At 71.7% G+C, this 17,346-nt stretch carries 18 protein-coding genes and 1 pseudogene; 13 read left to right on the top strand and 6 right to left on the bottom strand.

What is annotated here, in order from left to right:
• Window positions 1-195: pseudogene (locus ACSNOH_RS24455) on the bottom strand (hypothetical protein); the annotation flags it as partial.
• 65 nt (window positions 196-260) lie between these two features.
• Between ACSNOH_RS24455 and ACSNOH_RS24450 the strand changes: the two are divergent.
• The 4 genes from ACSNOH_RS24450 to glmM all read left to right on the top strand — a co-directional run bounded on the left by ACSNOH_RS24450 (window position 261) and on the right by glmM (window position 4,676).
• On the top strand, window positions 261-1,880 hold the full coding sequence (locus tag ACSNOH_RS24450) for an ABC-F family ATP-binding cassette domain-containing protein (RefSeq protein WP_436723583.1): 1,620 nt from the start codon (window positions 261-263) through the stop codon (window positions 1,878-1,880).
• A 253-nt stretch (window positions 1,881-2,133) separates the two neighbouring features.
• Complete coding sequence (gene rplM / locus ACSNOH_RS24445) at window positions 2,134-2,580, top strand: 50S ribosomal protein L13 (protein WP_106681041.1); 447 nt, start codon at window positions 2,134-2,136, stop codon at window positions 2,578-2,580.
• A gap of 39 nt (window positions 2,581-2,619) precedes the next feature.
• A complete protein-coding gene (rpsI, locus tag ACSNOH_RS24440; protein WP_106681042.1) occupies window positions 2,620-3,123 on the top strand; it encodes a 30S ribosomal protein S9 in 504 nt (167 codons plus the stop codon).
• A 194-nt stretch (window positions 3,124-3,317) separates the two neighbouring features.
• Window positions 3,318-4,676 carry a phosphoglucosamine mutase gene (gene glmM, locus ACSNOH_RS24435; protein WP_436723582.1) on the top strand — a complete coding sequence of 453 codons (1,359 nt, stop codon included), beginning with the start codon at window positions 3,318-3,320 and terminating at the stop codon, window positions 4,674-4,676.
• Window positions 4,677-4,840: 164 nt separating this feature from the next.
• Here the strand turns inward: glmM and ACSNOH_RS24430 are convergent, their stop codons facing one another.
• Both ACSNOH_RS24430 and coaA read right to left on the bottom strand, forming a co-directional pair.
• Complete coding sequence (locus ACSNOH_RS24430) at window positions 4,841-5,794, bottom strand: DUF389 domain-containing protein (protein WP_436723581.1); 954 nt, start codon at window positions 5,792-5,794, stop codon at window positions 4,841-4,843.
• A 37-nt stretch (window positions 5,795-5,831) separates the two neighbouring features.
• Entirely contained in the window at window positions 5,832-6,824 is a 993-nt protein-coding gene (gene coaA, locus ACSNOH_RS24425) for a type I pantothenate kinase (RefSeq protein WP_436723580.1), read from the bottom strand.
• Window positions 6,825-7,043: 219 nt separating this feature from the next.
• Between coaA and ACSNOH_RS24420 the strand changes: the two genes are divergently transcribed.
• The 3 genes from ACSNOH_RS24420 to ACSNOH_RS24410 all read left to right on the top strand — a co-directional run bounded on the left by ACSNOH_RS24420 (window position 7,044) and on the right by ACSNOH_RS24410 (window position 9,588).
• Window positions 7,044-7,283 (top strand): hypothetical protein, encoded by a 240-nt coding sequence (locus tag ACSNOH_RS24420; RefSeq protein ID WP_436723579.1) that lies wholly within the window; start codon window positions 7,044-7,046, stop codon window positions 7,281-7,283.
• A 92-nt stretch (window positions 7,284-7,375) separates the two neighbouring features.
• Entirely contained in the window at window positions 7,376-9,223 is a 1,848-nt protein-coding gene (glmS, locus tag ACSNOH_RS24415; protein WP_436723578.1) for a glutamine--fructose-6-phosphate transaminase (isomerizing), read from the top strand.
• Entirely contained in the window at window positions 9,220-9,588 is a 369-nt protein-coding gene (locus tag ACSNOH_RS24410) for a holo-ACP synthase (protein WP_436723577.1), read from the top strand. Before glmS ends, ACSNOH_RS24410 begins: the two co-directional genes overlap by 4 nt.
• 166 nt (window positions 9,589-9,754) lie before the next feature.
• Here ACSNOH_RS24410 and ACSNOH_RS24405 read toward each other — a convergent pair whose 3' ends face one another.
• A complete protein-coding gene (locus ACSNOH_RS24405) occupies window positions 9,755-10,591 on the bottom strand; it encodes a helix-turn-helix transcriptional regulator (RefSeq protein ID WP_436723576.1) in 837 nt (278 codons plus the stop codon).
• Window positions 10,592-10,737: 146 nt separating this feature from the next.
• Between ACSNOH_RS24405 and ACSNOH_RS24400 the strand changes: the two genes are divergently transcribed.
• The 3 genes from ACSNOH_RS24400 to ACSNOH_RS24390 all read left to right on the top strand — a co-directional run bounded on the left by ACSNOH_RS24400 (window position 10,738) and on the right by ACSNOH_RS24390 (window position 13,899).
• Window positions 10,738-11,922 carry a helix-turn-helix domain-containing protein gene (locus ACSNOH_RS24400; protein WP_436723575.1) on the top strand — a complete coding sequence of 395 codons (1,185 nt, stop codon included), beginning with the start codon at window positions 10,738-10,740 and terminating at the stop codon, window positions 11,920-11,922.
• A 121-nt stretch (window positions 11,923-12,043) separates the two neighbouring features.
• The gene (locus tag ACSNOH_RS24395) at window positions 12,044-13,267 is read left to right on the top strand and encodes a helix-turn-helix domain-containing protein (protein ID WP_436723574.1); all 1,224 of its coding nucleotides are present in this window, start codon (window positions 12,044-12,046) and stop codon (window positions 13,265-13,267) included.
• Window positions 13,268-13,410: 143 nt separating this feature from the next.
• On the top strand, window positions 13,411-13,899 hold the full coding sequence (locus ACSNOH_RS24390) for a hypothetical protein (RefSeq protein WP_436723573.1): 489 nt from the start codon (window positions 13,411-13,413) through the stop codon (window positions 13,897-13,899).
• Between the two features lie 37 nt (window positions 13,900-13,936).
• Here ACSNOH_RS24390 and ACSNOH_RS24385 read toward each other — a convergent pair whose 3' ends face one another.
• Complete coding sequence (locus ACSNOH_RS24385) at window positions 13,937-14,380, bottom strand: hypothetical protein (protein ID WP_436723572.1); 444 nt, start codon at window positions 14,378-14,380, stop codon at window positions 13,937-13,939.
• Between the two features lie 293 nt (window positions 14,381-14,673).
• Here ACSNOH_RS24385 and ACSNOH_RS24380 point away from each other — a divergent pair, with 293 nt between their 5' ends.
• Together ACSNOH_RS24380 and ACSNOH_RS24375 are read left to right on the top strand one after the other, a co-directional pair.
• A complete protein-coding gene (locus ACSNOH_RS24380; RefSeq protein ID WP_436723571.1) occupies window positions 14,674-15,240 on the top strand; it encodes an RICIN domain-containing protein in 567 nt (188 codons plus the stop codon).
• A gap of 31 nt (window positions 15,241-15,271) precedes the next feature.
• Window positions 15,272-15,790 (top strand): RICIN domain-containing protein, encoded by a 519-nt coding sequence (locus tag ACSNOH_RS24375; protein ID WP_436723570.1) that lies wholly within the window; start codon window positions 15,272-15,274, stop codon window positions 15,788-15,790.
• 120 nt (window positions 15,791-15,910) lie between these two features.
• Here the strand turns inward: ACSNOH_RS24375 and ACSNOH_RS24370 are convergent, their stop codons facing one another.
• Window positions 15,911-16,156: a chaplin gene (locus ACSNOH_RS24370; RefSeq protein WP_436723569.1), complete on the bottom strand. Its 246-nt coding sequence runs from the start codon at window positions 16,154-16,156 to the stop codon at window positions 15,911-15,913.
• Between the two features lie 161 nt (window positions 16,157-16,317).
• On the opposite strand from ACSNOH_RS24370, the gene ACSNOH_RS24365 reads away from it, so the two are divergent.
• Window positions 16,318-17,313 (top strand): MerR family transcriptional regulator, encoded by a 996-nt coding sequence (locus ACSNOH_RS24365; RefSeq protein ID WP_436723568.1) that lies wholly within the window; start codon window positions 16,318-16,320, stop codon window positions 17,311-17,313.
• Window positions 17,314-17,346 lie beyond the last annotated feature (33 nt).

Raw genomic sequence — 17,346 nt, 5'->3', positions numbered from 1 at the left:
CCGTCGCGGGCACGGTGGCGGCGCGGGCTGCTGGGGCAGCGGCTGAGGCTGCGAAGGCTGCTGCGCGGGCTGCGGCTCCAGGACGGGCGGCGGCCCGAACTGCCCCGCCGGCGGCATCGGCTGCCCGCCCGCCTGCGGTGCCGGCTGCTGCGGTTCGCCCGGGGCCCCGTACGGCCCTCCCTGCCCAAAGCTCATGGCGTGCATCGTAAACCGCCGAAACTCGTTGGTCGCCCCCTGTGGAAACAGGGAGAATCCCGCCCATGGGACATGTCGAAGCGGGCCACCTGGAGTACTACCTCCCCGACGGGAGGGTGCTCCTCGGCGACGTCTCCTTCCGCGTCGGCGAAGGGGCCGCGGTCGCCCTCGTCGGCGCCAACGGCGCGGGCAAGACCACGCTGCTGCGCCTGATCGCCGGCGAGCTCCAGCCGCACGGCGGCGCCGTCACCGTCAGCGGCGGCCTCGGCGTGATGCCGCAGTTCGTCGGCTCGGTCCGGGACGAGCGCACGGTCCGCGACCTGCTGGTCTCCGTCGCCCAGCCACGGATCCGCGAGGCCGCGCGGGCCGTCGACGCGGCCGAGCTCGCGATCATGGAGCGGGACGACGAGGCCGCGCAGATGGCGTACGCACAGGCCCTCTCCGACTGGGCCGAGGCCCGCGGCTACGAGGCCGAGACCGTCTGGGACATGTGCACCACGGCCGCCCTCGGCATCCCCTACGAGAAGGCGCAGTGGCGCCAGGTCCGCACGCTCTCCGGCGGCGAGCAGAAGCGGCTCGTCCTGGAGTCCCTGCTGCGCGGCACGGACGAGGTCCTGCTGCTGGACGAGCCGGACAACTACCTGGACGTCCCCGGCAAGCGCTGGCTGGAGGAGCGGCTGCGCGAGACGAAGAAGACGGTCCTCTTCGTCTCCCACGACCGCGAGCTGCTCGCCCGCGCCGCCGAGAAGATCATCAGTGTCGAGCCGGGCCCGGCGGGCAGCGACGTGTGGGTGCACGGCGGCGGCTTCGCCACGTACCACGAGGCGCGCAAGGAGCGGTTCGCCCGCTTCGAGGAACTGCGGCGGCGCTGGGACGAGAAGCACGCCCAGCTGAAGAAGCTGGTGATCACGCTGCGGCAGGCGGCCGCCGTCAGCCACGAGATGGCCTCGCGCTACGCCGCGGCCCAGACCCGGCTGCGGAAGTTCGAGGAGGCGGGCCCGCCGCCGGAGCCGCCGCGCGAGCAGGACATCCGGATGCGGCTGCGCGGCGGGCGCACGGGCGTACGGGCCGTGACCTGCGCCGGGCTGGAGCTGACCGGCCTCATGAAGCCGTTCGACCTGGAGGTCTTCTACGGGGAGCGGGTCGCGGTGCTGGGCTCGAACGGCTCCGGGAAGTCGCACTTCCTGCGGCTCCTGGCGGGCGAGGACGTCGCGCACACGGGCTCCTGGAAGCTCGGTGCGCGCGTGGTCCCCGGCCACTTCGCGCAGACGCACGCCCACCCCGAGCTGACCGGCCGCACGCTCGTCGACATCCTGTGGACGGAGCACGCCAAGGACCGCGGCGGCGCGATGTCCGCCCTGCGGCGGTACGAGCTGGAGAAGCAGGGCGACCAGCCCTTCGAGAAGCTCTCGGGCGGCCAGCAGGCCCGCTTCCAGATCTTGCTGCTGGAGCTGGCCGGCACGACGGCCCTGCTGCTGGACGAGCCCACGGACAACCTGGACCTGGAGAGCGCGGAGGCGCTTCAGGAGGGCCTGGAGGCGTACGAGGGGACGGTGCTCTGCGTCACGCACGACCGCTGGTTCGCCCGCACGTTCGACCGCTTCTTGCTCTTCGGCGCGGACGGCCGCGTCCGGGAGGTCCCGGAGCCGGTGTGGGACGAGGGGCGCGTGGCGCGGGAGCGCTAGCGCCGGGCCCGTGCCTGGTGGCCGCCCGCATGGGACGATGGTTTTGACCCCGCCGGGCGGCGCCGGGTACTCTACGAGTTCGTTATGCGTATTGGCTTGGTCGTTCTCACGCGAGGGGCCCTTACGCTTGCTCACCGGGCCGATGGCCGCCGGCGTGCGTTCGGGTTGCGTCCCCGGACTGCCGCTCGTGCTGGTCGCCGCCCGGAGGGACGTGTCAGGACCCACACTCACTGAAGAAGCGAAGGCTACGACCGTGCGTACGTTCAGCCCCAAGCCCGGCGATGTCCAGCGCCAGTGGCACATCATCGACGCGCAGGACGTCGTCCTGGGCCGTCTGGCCTCTCAGGCCGCCTCCCTGCTGCGCGGCAAGCACAAGCCCGTGTACGCCCCGCACATGGACATGGGTGACTTCGTCGTCATCATCAACGCCGACAAGGTCCACCTGTCCGGCAACAAGAAGACCCAGAAGATGGCGTACCGCCACTCTGGCTTCCCGGGTGGTCTGCGCTCCGTCCGTTACGACGAGCTGCTCGACAAGAACCCCGAGAAGGCCGTCGAGAAGGCGATCAAGGGCATGCTGCCCAAGAACTCCCTCGGCCGTCAGATGCTCTCGAAGCTGAAGGTCTACTCGGGCGCCGAGCACCCGCACGCCGCCCAGCAGCCGCAGCCGTTCGAGATCACCCAGGTCAAGCAGGGCTAAGTCCCGGCCACCGCCGAACCAGAAAGTCTGAGGAGAATCGTGGCTGAGACCACCGCCGAGATGCCGGTCGAGGGCGTCGAGGAGTACACCACCGAGACCGAGGTCGTTGAGTCGGAGTACACCTCCGAGTCCCTCGCGTCCCGCTTCGGCGACCCGCAGCCGGCCGCCGGCCTGGGCCGTCGCAAGAACGCCATTGCCCGCGTCCGGATCGTTCCGGGCTCCGGCAAGTGGAAGATCAACGGTCGCACCCTTGAGGACTACTTCCCCAACAAGGTGCACCAGCAGGAAGTCAACGAGCCCTTCAAGGTGCTCGAGCTCGACGACCGCTACGACGTCATCGCCCGCATCTCGGGTGGCGGCGTCTCCGGCCAGGCCGGCGCCCTGCGCCTCGGCGTGGCCCGCGCGCTGAACGAGGCGGACGTGGACAACAACCGCGGCCCGCTGAAGAAGGCCGGCTTCCTGAGCCGCGACGACCGTGCGGTCGAGCGCAAGAAGGCCGGTCTGAAGAAGGCCCGCAAGGCCCCGCAGTACAGCAAGCGCTAATCACGCGGCTTCGCTGCTTCTGCTCGAACGCCCCGGCGGCACGCTCCGTGCCCGCCGGGGCGTTCGGCTATCGGGCACCCGGGACGTATCGGCGTATACCTGAAGTCAACGTTCCGTATTTGGACCCGACACTTTTGTTTGCGGGGGCCGTTCACAGGCAGGCCCCGTATCCGCGCGTTTTTCGGAGGACACCAGTGGGACGACTCTTCGGTACGGACGGTGTGCGCGGCGTCGCCAACGCCGATCTCACGGCCGAGCTCGCGCTCGGCCTGTCGGTCGCCGCGGCGCACGTGCTCGCCGAGGCGGGCACGTTCGAGGGCCACCGCCCCGTGGCGGTCGTGGGCCGGGATCCGCGCGCTTCGGGTGAGTTCCTGGAGGCCGCCGTCGTGGCCGGCCTGGCCAGCGCCGGCGTGGACGTGCTGCGGGTCGGCGTGCTGCCCACGCCCGCCGTCGCCTACCTCACCGGCGCGCTCGGCGCCGACCTCGGCGTGATGCTCTCCGCGAGCCACAACGCCATGCCCGACAACGGCATCAAGTTCTTCGCCCGCGGCGGCCACAAGCTCGCCGACGAGCTGGAGGACCGTATCGAGCAGACCTACCGCGCGCACGCCTCCGGCGAGCCCTGGGACCGGCCCACCGGCGCCGGCGTCGGCCGCGTCCGCGACTACGACCAGGGCTTCGACAACTACGTCGCCCACCTCATCGGCGTCCTCCCCAACCGCATGGACGGCCTGAAGGTCGTCATCGACGGTGCCCACGGCGCCGCGGCCCGCGTCTCCCCCGAGGCCTTCGCCCGCGCCGGCGCCGAGGTCATCACGATCGGCACCGAGCCCGACGGCCTCAACATCAACCACGAGTGCGGCTCCACCCACCTGGACAAGCTCCGGGCCGCCGTCGTCGAGCACGGCGCCGACCTGGGCGTCGCGCACGACGGCGACGCCGACCGCTGCCTGGCCGTGGACCACAAGGGCAACGAGGTCGACGGCGACCAGATCCTCGCCGTCCTGGCGCTGGCCCTGCGCGAGGCCGGTTCGCTGCGCAAGAACACCGTCGTCGCGACCGTGATGTCCAACCTGGGCTTCAAGCTGGCCATGGAGCGCGAGGGCGTCGAGCTGGTCCAGACGGCCGTCGGCGACCGCTACGTCCTGGAGGAGATGAAGGCGCACGGCTTCGCCCTCGGCGGCGAGCAGTCCGGGCACGTCATCGTCCTCGACCACGCCACGACGGGCGACGGCACGCTGACCGGCCTCATGCTGGCCGCCCGCGTCGCCGCCACGGGCCGCTCCCTCGCGGACCTGGCCGCCGTCATGGAGCGCCTGCCGCAGATCCTCATCAACGTCCGCGACGTCGACAAGACCCGCGTGAACTCCTCGGAGGAGCTCGCCGCGGCCGTCGCCGACGCGGAGGAGCAGCTGGGCTCCACGGGCCGGGTGCTGCTGCGCCCGTCCGGCACCGAGCCCCTCGTCCGGGTCATGGTGGAGGCCGCCGACATCGAGCAGGCGCGGACGGTCGCGCAGCGGCTCGCGGACGCGGTGAAGTCCGCGCTGGGGTAGTAGGTCATTCCGCCGGACCCTCGCCGTGGGGGGACGCGCCGTCGCGGCGGAAGGAATGTTCAGGCTGCGCCTGGCACCTTCTTCCGCCGCAACGGCGTAGCACCACGACGGCGCGGACCGGCGGTGCCGGACTGCCGCGAGCCCGCCCTCCCGGAGGCCAGCGCTCAGCGCTTCGCGCCGCTGCCCTCCGCGGAGCGGCGCCGTTGCCTCGCCCAGAAGAGCTTCTGGGCGAGCAGCGTGAGCGTTCCCGCCACCACGATCCCCGCCAGGTTCAGCGCCAGCTGGACCGCCGAGCCACGGGTCTCCGACCAGTCGCCGTAGGACAGGGCGACCGCCGCGTTCGCCGCCGCCGGCACCGTCGTCACCGAGATCGCCACGCCGATCAGCGCGCCCGACTTCGCCGAGGTGAGGGACAGGATCCCGGCGATGCCGGCGAGGAACGCCACCACGAAGGAGAAGGCGTCCGGCTGCCAGATGAAGGACGTCTGGGGGCGGGGCGCGAGGAACTTCGCCTCGTGGAAGAGCCCCAGCCAGTCCATCAGGACGCTGAAGCCGCCGGTCAGCGCCATCGCCACGGGGAAGCCCACGAGCAGCGCGGCCACCGACCGCCAGGCCAGCCGCGGCGCCCGCCGTACGATCGCCGTGCACAGCCCGGCCAGTGGCCCGAACTCCGGGCCGACCGCCATCGCGCCCACGATCAGGATCGCACTGTCCATGATCACGCCGCAGGCGGCGAGCATCGTCGCGACCGTCAGGAACGCCAGGAAGGTGACGGTGAGCGTCGACTCCTCGTGGGTCTCCTCGACCAGCGACTCCCACACGATCGCGTCCGCGCCCGAGCCGGGCGCCGCCAGTTCGGCGTGCTGTGCGCGCCGGGAGAGCAGCAGGTCGACGTCCTCGACGGCGACCGAGCCGACCTCGGGCAGGCCGCTCGCGCGCAGCGCGTCCAGCAGTTCGTCGGCCGCCTCGCGGGCCACGTCGCACAGCACGATGTCGCCGTGCGGGTCGCGGCCCGCGCCGGGGACGACGGCCAGGTGCGTGGCGCCCACGGTCTTCTCGACGAGGGCGACCACGTCGTCGGTGCGGGCGGGCGGGCAGATCATCCGCAGATGGAGCATGGGCGTCCCCGTCCGGTATCGGTGGTCCTCGGAGTCCTCAGAGCTTACGCAGGGACAGCCGCTGGACCTTGTGGTCCGGTCCCTTGCGCAGGATCAGGTTCGACCGGCCGCGCGTGGGCGCCACGTTCTCCAGCAGGTTGGGCTTGTTGATGGTCCGCCAGTTGCGGCGGGCGTAGTCCAGGGCCTCCTCCTCGGAGACCTCGGTGTAGCGGCGGAAGTACGAGTCGGGGTCGGTGAAGGCCGTGGCGCGCAGCTTCTTGAACCGCTCGTAGTACCAGCGCTCGATGTCCTCCGCGCGCGCGTCCACGTACACGCTGAAGTCGAAGAAGTCGGCGAGCCCGACGCGCGTGCGGCCGTCCTTGCCGGGCAGGGCCGGCTGGAGGACGTTGAGGCCCTCGATGATGAGGATGTCGGGGCGGTGCACGGTCAGCCGCTCGCCCGGCACGATGTCGTAGATCAGGTGGGAGTAGACGGGGGCGGAGACCTCGTCCTTGCCGGCCTTCACGTCGGCGACGAAGCGGGTCAGCGCGCGCCGGTCGTACGACTCGGGGAAACCTTTCCTCGACATCAGGCCGCGGGCGTGCAGCTCGGCGTTGGGCAGTAGGAAGCCGTCCGTGGTGACCAGTTCGACGCGCGGGTGCTCGGGCCAGCGGGCGAGCAGCGCCTGCAGGAGGCGCGCCGTGGTCGACTTGCCGACCGCCACGCTGCCCGCGACCCCTATGACGAAGGGCGTGCCGGGCTGGGAGTGGGAGCCGTGCCCGTCGCCCACGTCGCCCAGGAAGGTGTTCAGCGTGGCGCGCAGCCCGCTGGTGGCCTCCACGTACAGGTGCAGCAGCCGGGACAGCGGTAGGTAGACCTCGCGGACCTCGTCCAGGTCGATGACGTCGCCGAGGCCGCGCAGCCGCTCGACCTCCTCGGCGGTCAGCGGCAGCGGGGTGTCCTCGCGCAGGGCGCTCCACTCGGCGCGCGTCAGGTCCACATAGGGGGACGAGTCGGCGCGGCGGCGCTGCTGCTCTGTGGTGGTCGGCACGGGCCCATTGTGCGCGGCCGGGGCGCGGGGCTCACTTCCGGGTGGCGGGAGCGGGCGTTCTCGTGGGGTTTGGGCGCCTCGTACGGGCGGTAACGGCGCGCCCTCGTTGGGTGAACTTTCACCGACCTCTGTACCTACTGGCCGGTCAGGTACTACGTTCCGCTCGCGAGCCGCACCGCGCACCTGCCCCCCACGCGGCCGCATCACGCTAGGGACGCCGTGTTCGCTCTCCGAATCCATCCCCGCAGCCCCCGCAGGCGCTCCGCCGAGGCCGAGCGGGAGGCCTTCGCCGCCCGTGTGTGCGCCGAGCTGGCCGACGATCTGCCCGACGAGGACCTCGCCCAGGACCTGGACGACTGCCTCGACCGCTACGAGCTCGGCAGCAAGCCGCGCTGCGAGGAGGTCGAGTACCTGGAGCTGGTGCAGGACGCGATCGACAGGATCGAACGGGGCCGCTGATCCGCCGTTGCCGGTCATGGATGTGCCGTTGCCGGTGACGGTTGCGCCGTTGCCGCCACGAGCGGGGCCGCCCGGGCCGTACCCTGCTCCGCATGTGCGGAATCGTTGGCTATGTGGGAGGGCAGTCCGCCCTCGATGTCGTATTGGCGGGGCTGCGGCGGCTGGAGTACCGCGGCTATGACTCGGCCGGGGTGGCGGTGCTGGCCGACGGCGGCCTCGCCGCCGCGAAGAAGGCGGGCAAACTCGCCAACCTGGAGAAGGAGCTGTCCGACCGGCCGCTGCCGTCCGGCCCGACCGGCATCGGCCACACCCGCTGGGCCACGCACGGCGCGCCCAACGACGCCAACGCCCACCCCCACCTGGACAATCCCGGCCGCGTCGCCGTCGTCCACAACGGCATCATCGAGAACTTCGCCGCGCTGCGGGCCGAGCTGGCCGAGCGCGGCCACGCCCTCGGCTCGGAGACCGACACCGAGGTCGTCGCGCACCTGCTGTCGGAGTCCTTCTCCTCCTGTGGCGACCTCGCCGAGTCGATGCGGCAGGTGTGCCGCCGGCTGGAGGGCGCGTTCACGCTGGTCGCGGTGCACGCCGACGAGCCGGACGTGGTGGTCGGGGCGCGCCGCAACTCCCCGCTCGTGGTCGGCCTCGGCGACGGCGAGTCCTTCCTCGCCTCCGACGTGGCCGCGTTCATCGCGCACACCCGCGAGGCCGTCGAGCTGGGCCAGGACCAGGTCGTCGAGCTGCGCCGCGACGGGGTGACCGTGACGGGCTTCGACGGCTCGCCCGCGGACGTCCGCCCGTACCACGTCGACTGGGACGCCTCGGCCGCCGAGAAGGGCGGCTACGACTACTTCATGCTCAAGGAGATCGCCGAGCAGCCGAAGGCGGTCGCGGACACGCTGCTGGGCCGGATCGACGCCGCGGGGACGCTGTCGCTGGACGAGGTGCGGATCCCGGCGTCCGTGCTGCGCGAAGCCGACAAGATCGTCATCGTCGCGTGCGGCACGGCGTACCACGCGGGCATGATCGCCAAGTACGCGATCGAGCACTGGACGCGGATTCCCTGCGAGACGGAGCTGGCCAGCGAGTTCCGCTACCGGGACCCGATCCTGGACCAGCGCACGCTGGTGATCGCCATCAGCCAGTCCGGCGAGACGATGGACACCCTGATGGCGCTGCGGCACGCGCGCGAGCAGGGCGCGAAGGTCCTGGCCATCTGCAACACCAACGGCTCGACCATCCCGCGCGAGTCGGACGCGGTCCTCTACACGCACGCGGGCCCCGAGGTCGCGGTCGCCTCGACGAAGGCGTTCCTGACCCAGCTGGTGGCCTGCTACCTGGTGGCGCTGTACCTGGGGCAGGTGCGCGGCACCAAGTGGGGCGACGAGGTCGTCTCCGTCATCCGGGAGCTCTCGCAGATCGCGGGCCAGGTGGAGGAGGTCCTTAAGACCATGGAGCCGGTCCGCGAGCTGGCCCGCTCCCTGGCAGGCAAGAACACGGTGCTCTTCCTCGGCCGTCACGTGGGCTACCCGGTCGCCCTGGAGGGCGCTCTGAAGCTCAAGGAGCTCGCCTACATGCACGCGGAGGGCTTCGCGGCGGGCGAGCTCAAGCACGGGCCGATCGCGCTGATCGAGAAGGACCTGCCGGTGGTGGTGGTCGTGCCGTCGCCGCGGGGGCGTTCGGTGCTGCACGACAAGATCGTGTCGAACATCCAGGAGATCCGGGCGCGGGGCGCGCGGACGATCGTGATCGCCGAGCGGGGCGACGAGGCGGTGCGGCCGTACGCGGACCATCTGATCGAGATCCCGCGGACGCCGGTGCTGCTGCAGCCGCTGGTGGCCACGGTGCCCCTGCAGGTCTTCGCGTGCGAGCTGGCGACGGCCCGCGGCAACGAGGTCGACCAGCCGCGCAACCTGGCGAAGTCGGTGACCGTCGAATGATCGTGGGAGTCGGCATCGACGTCGCCGCGATCGACCGCTTCGAGGCCGCGCTGCGGCGTACGCCGGGGCTGGCCGGCCGCCTGTTCGTCGAGCGCGAGCTGTATCTGCCGAGCGGCGAGCGGCGCGGCGTCGCCTCGCTGGCGGTCCGCTTCGCGGCGAAGGAGGCCCTGGCCAAGGCCCTGGGCGCGCCGGGCGACCTGCTGTGGACGGACGCCGAGGTCACGACGGAGAGCAGCGGTCAGCCGCGGCTGGTCGTGACGGGGACGGTGGCGGCGCGCGCCGAGCAGCTCGGGGTGACGTCGTGGCACGTGTCGCTGAGCCATGACGCGGGGGTCGCTTCCGCTGTGGTGATCGCGGAGAAGTAGGCCCCGGTTCCGCAACGGCTCCCGCCGGGGCCCGGGCCTCCGGCGGGGGGCGTTGCGTGCGGGGCGCGTCCGCGGGTTTCTGCGGGGTGTCCGCGGGGTGTTCGTGCCGTGCGGGGCGCCCGCGGCAGCAGCGGGGCGGGCAGCGCGGAGGGAAAAACCCTTCGGTTCAGCCGAATGGCGTCTTATCGCCCATATCGCTCAGGGCGGTCAGTTTGCCGGCGGTCGCGTCGTCCGCCGGCACGCAGGCGATGAGGCTGAGGTCCGGCGCGTCGGCGGCGTTGAGCTTGACGTAGTCGAAGGAGAGGCGCCCGAGGCGCGGGTGGTCGAACCTGCGCCGGGCGGACCGGAAGTCGGCGACCCCGTGGGCGTCCCACCACGCGCGGAACGCCTCGCTGCCGGCGCGCAGTTCGCGGGTGAGCGCCTCGAAGCGCGGGTCGCCGGCGTTCCGGTCGGCGCTCGCACGGTACTGCTCCAGCAGCGCGCGGGCCTGCACGGTCCAGTCGGTGAGGAGCTCGCGCGCGCGGGGTTCGAGGAAGGTGAACCGCAGGAGGTTGCGATCGGCGGGCGCCCAGCGGGCCGGGTCGCCGAGGAGCCCGGCCTCGGCTCTGTTCCAGGCGGCGAGGTCCCACGTGCGGGTGACCAGGTAGGCGGGGTGGGGGTCGAGGGCGTCGACGAGGCGCTGCAGCGCGGGGGCGGGGTGCGCCTCCGCCGCGGGCGGCTCCGCCGGGGACTCCTCCGCGAGGGCGAACAAGTGCCGCGTCTCGGCGGGGGAGAGGAGCAGCGTCCGGGCGAGGCTCTGCAGCACCTGCCGGCTGACGGTGATGTCCCGTGCCTGCTCCAGCCACGTGTACCAGGTGACGCTGATCCCGGAGAGCTGCGCGACCTCCTCGCGGCGCAGGCCGGGCGTACGGCGGCGGGGGCCGGGGAGGATGCCGGCGTCGCGCGGGGTGACGCGCTCCCGGCGCGACCGGAGGAAGTCGGCGAGGGCGCGGCGGCGGTCCATGGCTCCTGGGGTGGTCGGCGTTCTCCGGCCCGACCAGCATAAGGAGCGGCGCGGCACGACGTTCACCCGTGCTCTGCGGCAGGGCAGTTGGCCTGTCACAGGGCAGGAGTACGGTTTTCCGTGTCACGTCAGAAACGGAGCCGCGTATGCCCCCGCACGTTGACGAACACACCGGCGCGCGTATCGCCCGCGCGCGCAAGGTCCGCCGCCTGACCCAGCGCGAGTTGTCGGACCTGGCCCATGTCTCCTACAGCACGCTGACCAAGGTCGAGCAGGGCGCGCTGCCCGCGAGCCCGTCCGTCATCGGGGCGCTGGCCCGCGCGCTGTCCCTGCCCGTCACCGAACTGACCGGTCAGCCCTACGTGGACGAGCTGCGGGCGGACCAGCTGGACGGCCTGATCCAGCCGATCCGCGAAGCGCTGGACGTCTACGACCTCGGGCCGGACCCGGACGTCGCGCCACGTTCCCCGGCGGAACTGGAGGCCGCCGCCGACGAGCTGTGCGCCCTGGTCCGCGCGACGAACATCAAGCAGGTCGCCTCCGCTCTGCCCGGGCTGATCCACGAGGCCACCACGTCGGCCCATCTGTCCCCCGGCGAGCGCAGCTGGCGCGTCCTGGCGAGCGCGTACCGCACGGCGTACGACGTGACCACGAAGCTCGGCTTCCTCGACCTGTGCACGGTCGCGCTGGACCGGCTGGAGTGGGCCGCGCAGCGGGCCTCGGACCCGGTGCTCGGCGGGATGCGCCAGTACTTGCGGGCGCTGGCCTACCTGCGCGCCAGTGACTACCGCACGGGCAAGCGGCTCGTACGGCTCGGCATGACCACGCTGGCGCAGGCCGATGCGGGGCGCGTGCGCGACGTCGTCACGGGTCAGCTGCACCTGGGCGCCGCCGTGCTCGCGGGCCGCGACAAGGACGAGGACGCCGCCACCGGGCACCTGCGCGAGGCGCGGCGGATCGCGGAGCGCACGGGCGAGGCCGGGAAGGTGCACTGGCTGTCGTTCGGCCCGACCAACGTCGGGGCGCACCACGTGAGCGTCCTCGCCGAGCTGGACCGCTATCCGGAGGCCGTGCGGGCGGCCGAGGAGACGGCGATCCCGGACACCTGGCCGCCGTCCCGCCGGGCCCACCACTACACGGAGGTCGCACGGGCAGAACTGTGGACGGGCCGCACGGACGCAGCCTTCAGAAACCTGCAACTGGCCCGGAAGATCGCGCCGCAGCAGACGCGCTACCACCCGACGGTACGGGAGACGTTCGCGGGCCTGGAGTCGGCGAAGCGGCGGATGCCGGAGTCGTTCAGCAACTACGGGGCGTGGCTGGGCCGGTGACGCGCGGCCAAGCGCTGGCGGGGGAGCTACGAACGGCCCCCGGACCGGGGGCCGTTCGCGGCTTCCTCTGTCGGTGGACAGAGGTACCGTTCTGAGTGTCGAAGTCAGAACGGAGCCAAGTATGCCCGAGTGCACTGACACACACATCGGCGCGCGCATCGCCGAACAGCGCAACATCGCACACCTCACGCAACGAGGTCTGGCCGACAAGGCGCACATCTCGTACAGCCTGCTCAGCAAGGTCGAGAGCGGTCACAAACCCGCCTCGCCCGCCCTTGTCGCGGCGTGCGCCCGCGCACTGGGAATCGAAAGCAGCATCCTCGTCGGACAGCCGTTCACCGCGGAGCAGCGCGAGGACCGGTTCGACGCCCCGATCGCCGCCATCCGGGCCAGCCTGGAAAACTGGGACGTTCCCTTGGACCCGGTCGCGCCGCCGCGCGCGCTGCACGAGATCGCGGCTGATGTGAAGGCTCTCGGCGAGCTCCGCCGTTCGGCCGAGTACCTGAAGACGGCCGACAAGGCACCGGCCCTGATCGACGAGCTGGTGGAAGCGACGCACCGGCACGAGGGCCGCGGGCGTGAGCGCGCGCACAGACTCCTCGCCTACACCTACCGCTGCGTGCACGACGTCGTGTACGGGCTCGGCCACATCGACCTCGGCAGTGCCGTGCTTGCGCGGATGTCCTACAGCGCCGAGCGGTCCGGGGACCCGTACATGGTGGTCCTCACCGCCTACCTGCGTGCGCAGTCCTGCTTCAACACAGGGCGCCATGAGGTCGGGTTCCGCTTGATGGAACGGTCTTTGGCCGATGTGGAGGACGACGTCCGCAGGGGGGACCGGTCGGCGCTGTGCGTACAGGGCAACCTGCGGCTGCGAGCCACCATGCTGGCCGCGCGTCTCAGCCCCGCGAGCAAGTCGCAGGAGGACAGCGCCCGGGCCCAGTGGCAGGAGGCGTGGGAGACCGCTGAGCGGCTGGGCGGCGATACGCAGAACTACGTGATGTCGTTCGGCCCGTCGAACACGCGTATTCACGAGGTGGCGCTGGAGGTTGAACTGGGCCACTACGGGCGTGCCGTGAAGGCGGCCGAGAAAATGCACCTGCCTGACGAGTTCTGTGAGCTGTATCCGGACCGCGTCAGTCACCACTACATCGACGTCAGCCGTGCACAACTGTGGACGGGCGACCGGCAGGGCGCCTTCACGTCACTGCTGAGGGCCCGCTCTGCAGCACCGCAGAAGACGCGCTATCACCCGCAGGCCCGGGAGACGGTGCTGGCGCTCCGCCGGGCGGACAGGTCCAGCAACGAGACGCTCGCCAATTACGTCCGCTGGCTGGGCGTTTAGGACGCTCGCCCGCAAGAGGGCCGGCTTTCACTTTTCGTGAAAGCCGCCCCTCTTCCGCAGCGGCAGGCTGTGGTGCGACGTAGACCCCCGCGACCGATGTGACCGGCCCGGGGGCATGGCCAACGCCACGTAGGAGCGTCGACATGCGCAACCCTATCCGCCGCCTGACCGCCTGGCTGAGGAACGGCCGCGAACCGGCCACCCGCGAACCGGCCGCCCGGAAGCCGGTCACCGGGGAGCCCGCCACCCGGGAGCCGGCCGCCCCGGCCTCCGTGGCCGTCCCCGCGCCGGAGGCGCCCGCAGCGAAGGAGGCCGCCGTGTGCGGCGTTTACGTGTGGGCGACGGCCCACGGGATCGACCTCCGGCCCCGCCACCCCCTGCTCAGCTGCAGGTGCGCCGCAGGAGGAGAGCACTTCGCGCCCGCCGTGGGGACGCTCGTCGTGGACGCCCGGGACGACAGGCCGGCCCGCGTCGTAGCGACGGACGGCCCCCGCCTGCGCCTGCGCCCGCCCGCGGGTGGCCCCGAATGGGACGCGCCCCCGTCCCTGCTCCGCCCCGCCACGGAGGCCGAGCGGCTCCACGCGAAGGTGGCGGAGGCGAACAGGGCGAGCCGCTGGGGAAGCGAGACGTGACCCTGGACGGAGATCGCCCTCGGGGCCGGTGCTGCTGCTAGCGGCTGGTGAAGACGGAGCGCACGTGGCGGCCGTTGAGGGTCAGGACGACGCCGAGCAGGAGCACCCCGCACGCGGCCTGCTCCGCCTTCAGCCAGGCCGGAAACGCCCCGGGCAGCGCGACGATGACGGCGATCGCGATCACCATGGCGGCCGAGGACAGCCGCAGCCGGAGATACGAGCGGCTGTGGCCGCGGGCTGTTCGGGCGGCGAACCAGGCCATGAGCAGCGACGCAGCGACGACGATGCTCGCCCGGGTCCAGACGGCCGCGTTCACGATGTCGTGGTGGTCGCGCAGCAGGACGACGGCGATGAGCGTGCACACGCTGAGGGCGACGTAGCAGCCGATGAGGAGCCGGGCGCTGCGTAACGACCGCTGGACGCGAGGGTGGTTCAGGCCCTCGGCGGAACCTTCGGCGAGCTGGGCCTTGTCCGTTGCCATGGTGATCCTTTCGCTTCCCTGCGGGTCGCTCTCAGGATCCGTTCCGATTGTTGTCCGATCATCGTTCACCCGGACGAGGTGCGGCTCGTCCCGTCTCAGGGACCGGCCCGGGGCGTCCCGTAGTGGATCCCCTGACCCGAAGCGCGCCTGCTACCACGGGCGTTGCAGCGCATCAGCGCATGCCGCAGAGGTTGACGCCGGACATACCCTGCTCGGCTGACGTGCTGCGGGGCGCGGCTGCGTAGTTTCCAGGGGCGGGAAATCCGTAACCCATCAACGGGGGAGACACGCCTGTGAAACTCATCAGCAAACGGGCCGCGCTGGCGGCGGCATCGGCCGCGATCGGCGCCGGCTTGGCGCTCGCGCCCGCGGCCGAGGCCGCGCCGCGGTCGTCGGAGCCGGCAGCGCCGGCGGCACCGGCGGGGGCGCGTGACGGCGGCGTCTGGTACTTCAAGGCCAAGCACAGCAAGAAGTGCATGACGGTGCACGGGGCGAGCACGGCCAGGGGCGCTGCGGTCGACCAGTACGACTGCCTGGGCCGGGCGAACCAGCGGTGGAGGCTGATGTACACCAGCCAGTGGGGGCTCGCCTACGTCGTCTCGGAGAACGGGGGACGCTGCCTGGACGTGCAGGGCGGCGGCAAGAGCAACGGCACGAAGGTCATCACCTGGGACTGCAACGGCCGCGACAACCAGCTCTTCCACGCCCGGAACCTCACCGGCTTCATGGCCTTCAAGCCCAAGCACGCGTCGCAGAAGTGCCTGGACGTCCCGGGCGCGTCCCGGCAGAACAACACGCAGCTGGTCCTGTGGAACTGCAAGAACGTCGCCAACCAGCAGTTCGAGATGGTCCGTGCTTAGGGCCCGGGTCTCCTCGGAGGGGAGGAAGAGCGTGAAGAAGAGCGGGAGTCTCCTGGCCGGCGGCATCCTGGCCGCGACGGTGAGCACGCTGGGGGTGATGGCACCGGTCCCCGCAGCGGCAGCCACGGCCTCACCGGCCATCACCCCGATCCCCGGCGTGCACTACCTCCGGCCGGCCCACGCACCCGGCAAGTGCGTCACCGTGCACGGCTGGGACAACAGCACCAACGCGAAGATCGACCAGTGGACCTGCGGCGGTCAGCAGAACCAGCGCTGGAACTTCATGCCGAACAACTTCCGGTACTGGGTGAAGTCCGAGTCGAGCAACAAGTGCCTCGACGGCCAGGACATCAAGAAGGGCCGCAACGTCATCCAGTGGCCGTGCAAGAACGGGCTGAACCAGTCCTGGTACCCCGTGCTCCGCGGCAACACCTGGGAGATCCACGTGGGCACCATGTGCCTGGACGTGGCAGGCGCCAGTAAGAGCGACGGAGCCCGCCTGATCCTGTGGAAGTGCACGGGCGCCGCCAACCAGCGCTTCTACATGTAGGAACGGGCGGCGAAAAACGGGCGGCGAAAACGGCCGACGTAAGCGGCCGACGCAAGCGGCCCCGTCTTCGGACGGGCCCGCTTCCGGTTCCGCGGGCTGGCGGGCTCGCGGGCTCGCGGGCTAGTCGGTGATGCAGACGTTGCCGGCGGCCTGGTTGAGCAGACCGATGATGTTGATGGGGAAGGAGCACAGCGTCACCGGTACGCGGATCGGGACCTGGATCGTGTTGCCCGTGATGACGCCGGCGGAGTCGGAGGCGCCGCCGGCGGCGACGCTGTCGGCGCTGGCTGTGGCACTGGCGCCCGCGGCGGCGAGGAGCGTGGCGGTGGCGGCCGCGGTGGCGGCCCTGGTGGCGGTGGGGGTCATGGGAGCTCCCGGGGATGGGGGATGTGCGGAGAGAGTCTGGCGCATTTTTTGCACTTTTTGTCTCATTTGGTGCGTGTGCCGCCGCCGAACCGGCGGGTGCGTCAGAACCGGGCAGAAGTCGTGTTGACTCTCCAGCGACCGGAGACTCCAAGGTGAGGGACATGGACGACGACACCCCGTACCCCCCGGATCCCGCGGACTCCCCGGACTCCGCGGACGTGCCGGGCTCCCTGCACTCCATCGGGGAACTGGCCCGGCTGACCGGGCTGACGGTCAGGACGATCAGGTTCTGGTCCGACACGGGCGTGGTGCCGCCGACCGACCGCACACCCGCGGGCTACCGCCTCTACGGCCCCGACGCGCTCACGCGCCTCGGCCTCGTGCGGACGCTGCGCGACCTCGGCGTGGGTCTGCCCGTCATCCGGCAGGTGCTGGAGCGGGAGATCACCGTCGCCGAGGTCGCGGCCGTCCACGCCGAGGCCCTGGACGTGCAGATCCGCACCCTGCGGTTGCGTCAGGCCGTGCTGCGGGCGGTGGCCGGGCGCGGGTCGACACCGGAGGAGATGGAACTCATGCACAAGCTCGCGACCCTGTCCGATCAGGAACGGCGCCGCCTGATCAACGACTTCATCGACAGCGCCTTCGAGGGCCTGGACGCCGACCCCGAGTTCATCGCCTCGATGCGCGGCGGCATGCCCGAGCTGCCGGAGAACCCCTCGCAGGAGCAGCTCGACGCCTGGGTGGAGCTCGCCGAGCTCGTCCAGGACGAGGGGTTCCGCGCCGGGATCCGCCGGGCGGCCGAGGACCAGACGCGCGCCTGGAAGGAGTCCGGGCGGCCCGACGGCGAGCGGACGAAGCTGGCCGCGCAGGCGATCAAGGAGGGGACGGAGGCCGCGCGGCGGGCCGGGATCGCGCCGGACGCGCCCGAGGCCCGGCCCTACGTCGACCGGATGGCCGCCGTCTGCGCGGAGATCTCGGGCCGCGAGGACGGGCCGGAGTTCCGGGCCTGGCTCCTGGAGCGGCTGGAGACCGGCAACGACGCGCGGTACGGCAAGTACTGGCGGCTCGTCGCCGTGATCAACGGCTGGTCGCTGCCGGACATGGAACCGGCGACGGAGTGGTTCACGGCCGCGGTACGGGCGGCGGTACGGGGCTAGGGCCCCGGGGACGGCGGGGGACGACAGGGGACG

It is taken from the genome of Streptomyces sp. URMC 127, from assembly GCF_051386535.1.
GTDB lineage: Bacteria > Actinomycetota > Actinomycetes > Streptomycetales > Streptomycetaceae > Streptomyces.
The sequence above is the reverse complement of the archived record's forward strand: the minus strand, read 5'-3'. Positions and strand labels throughout refer to the sequence as shown.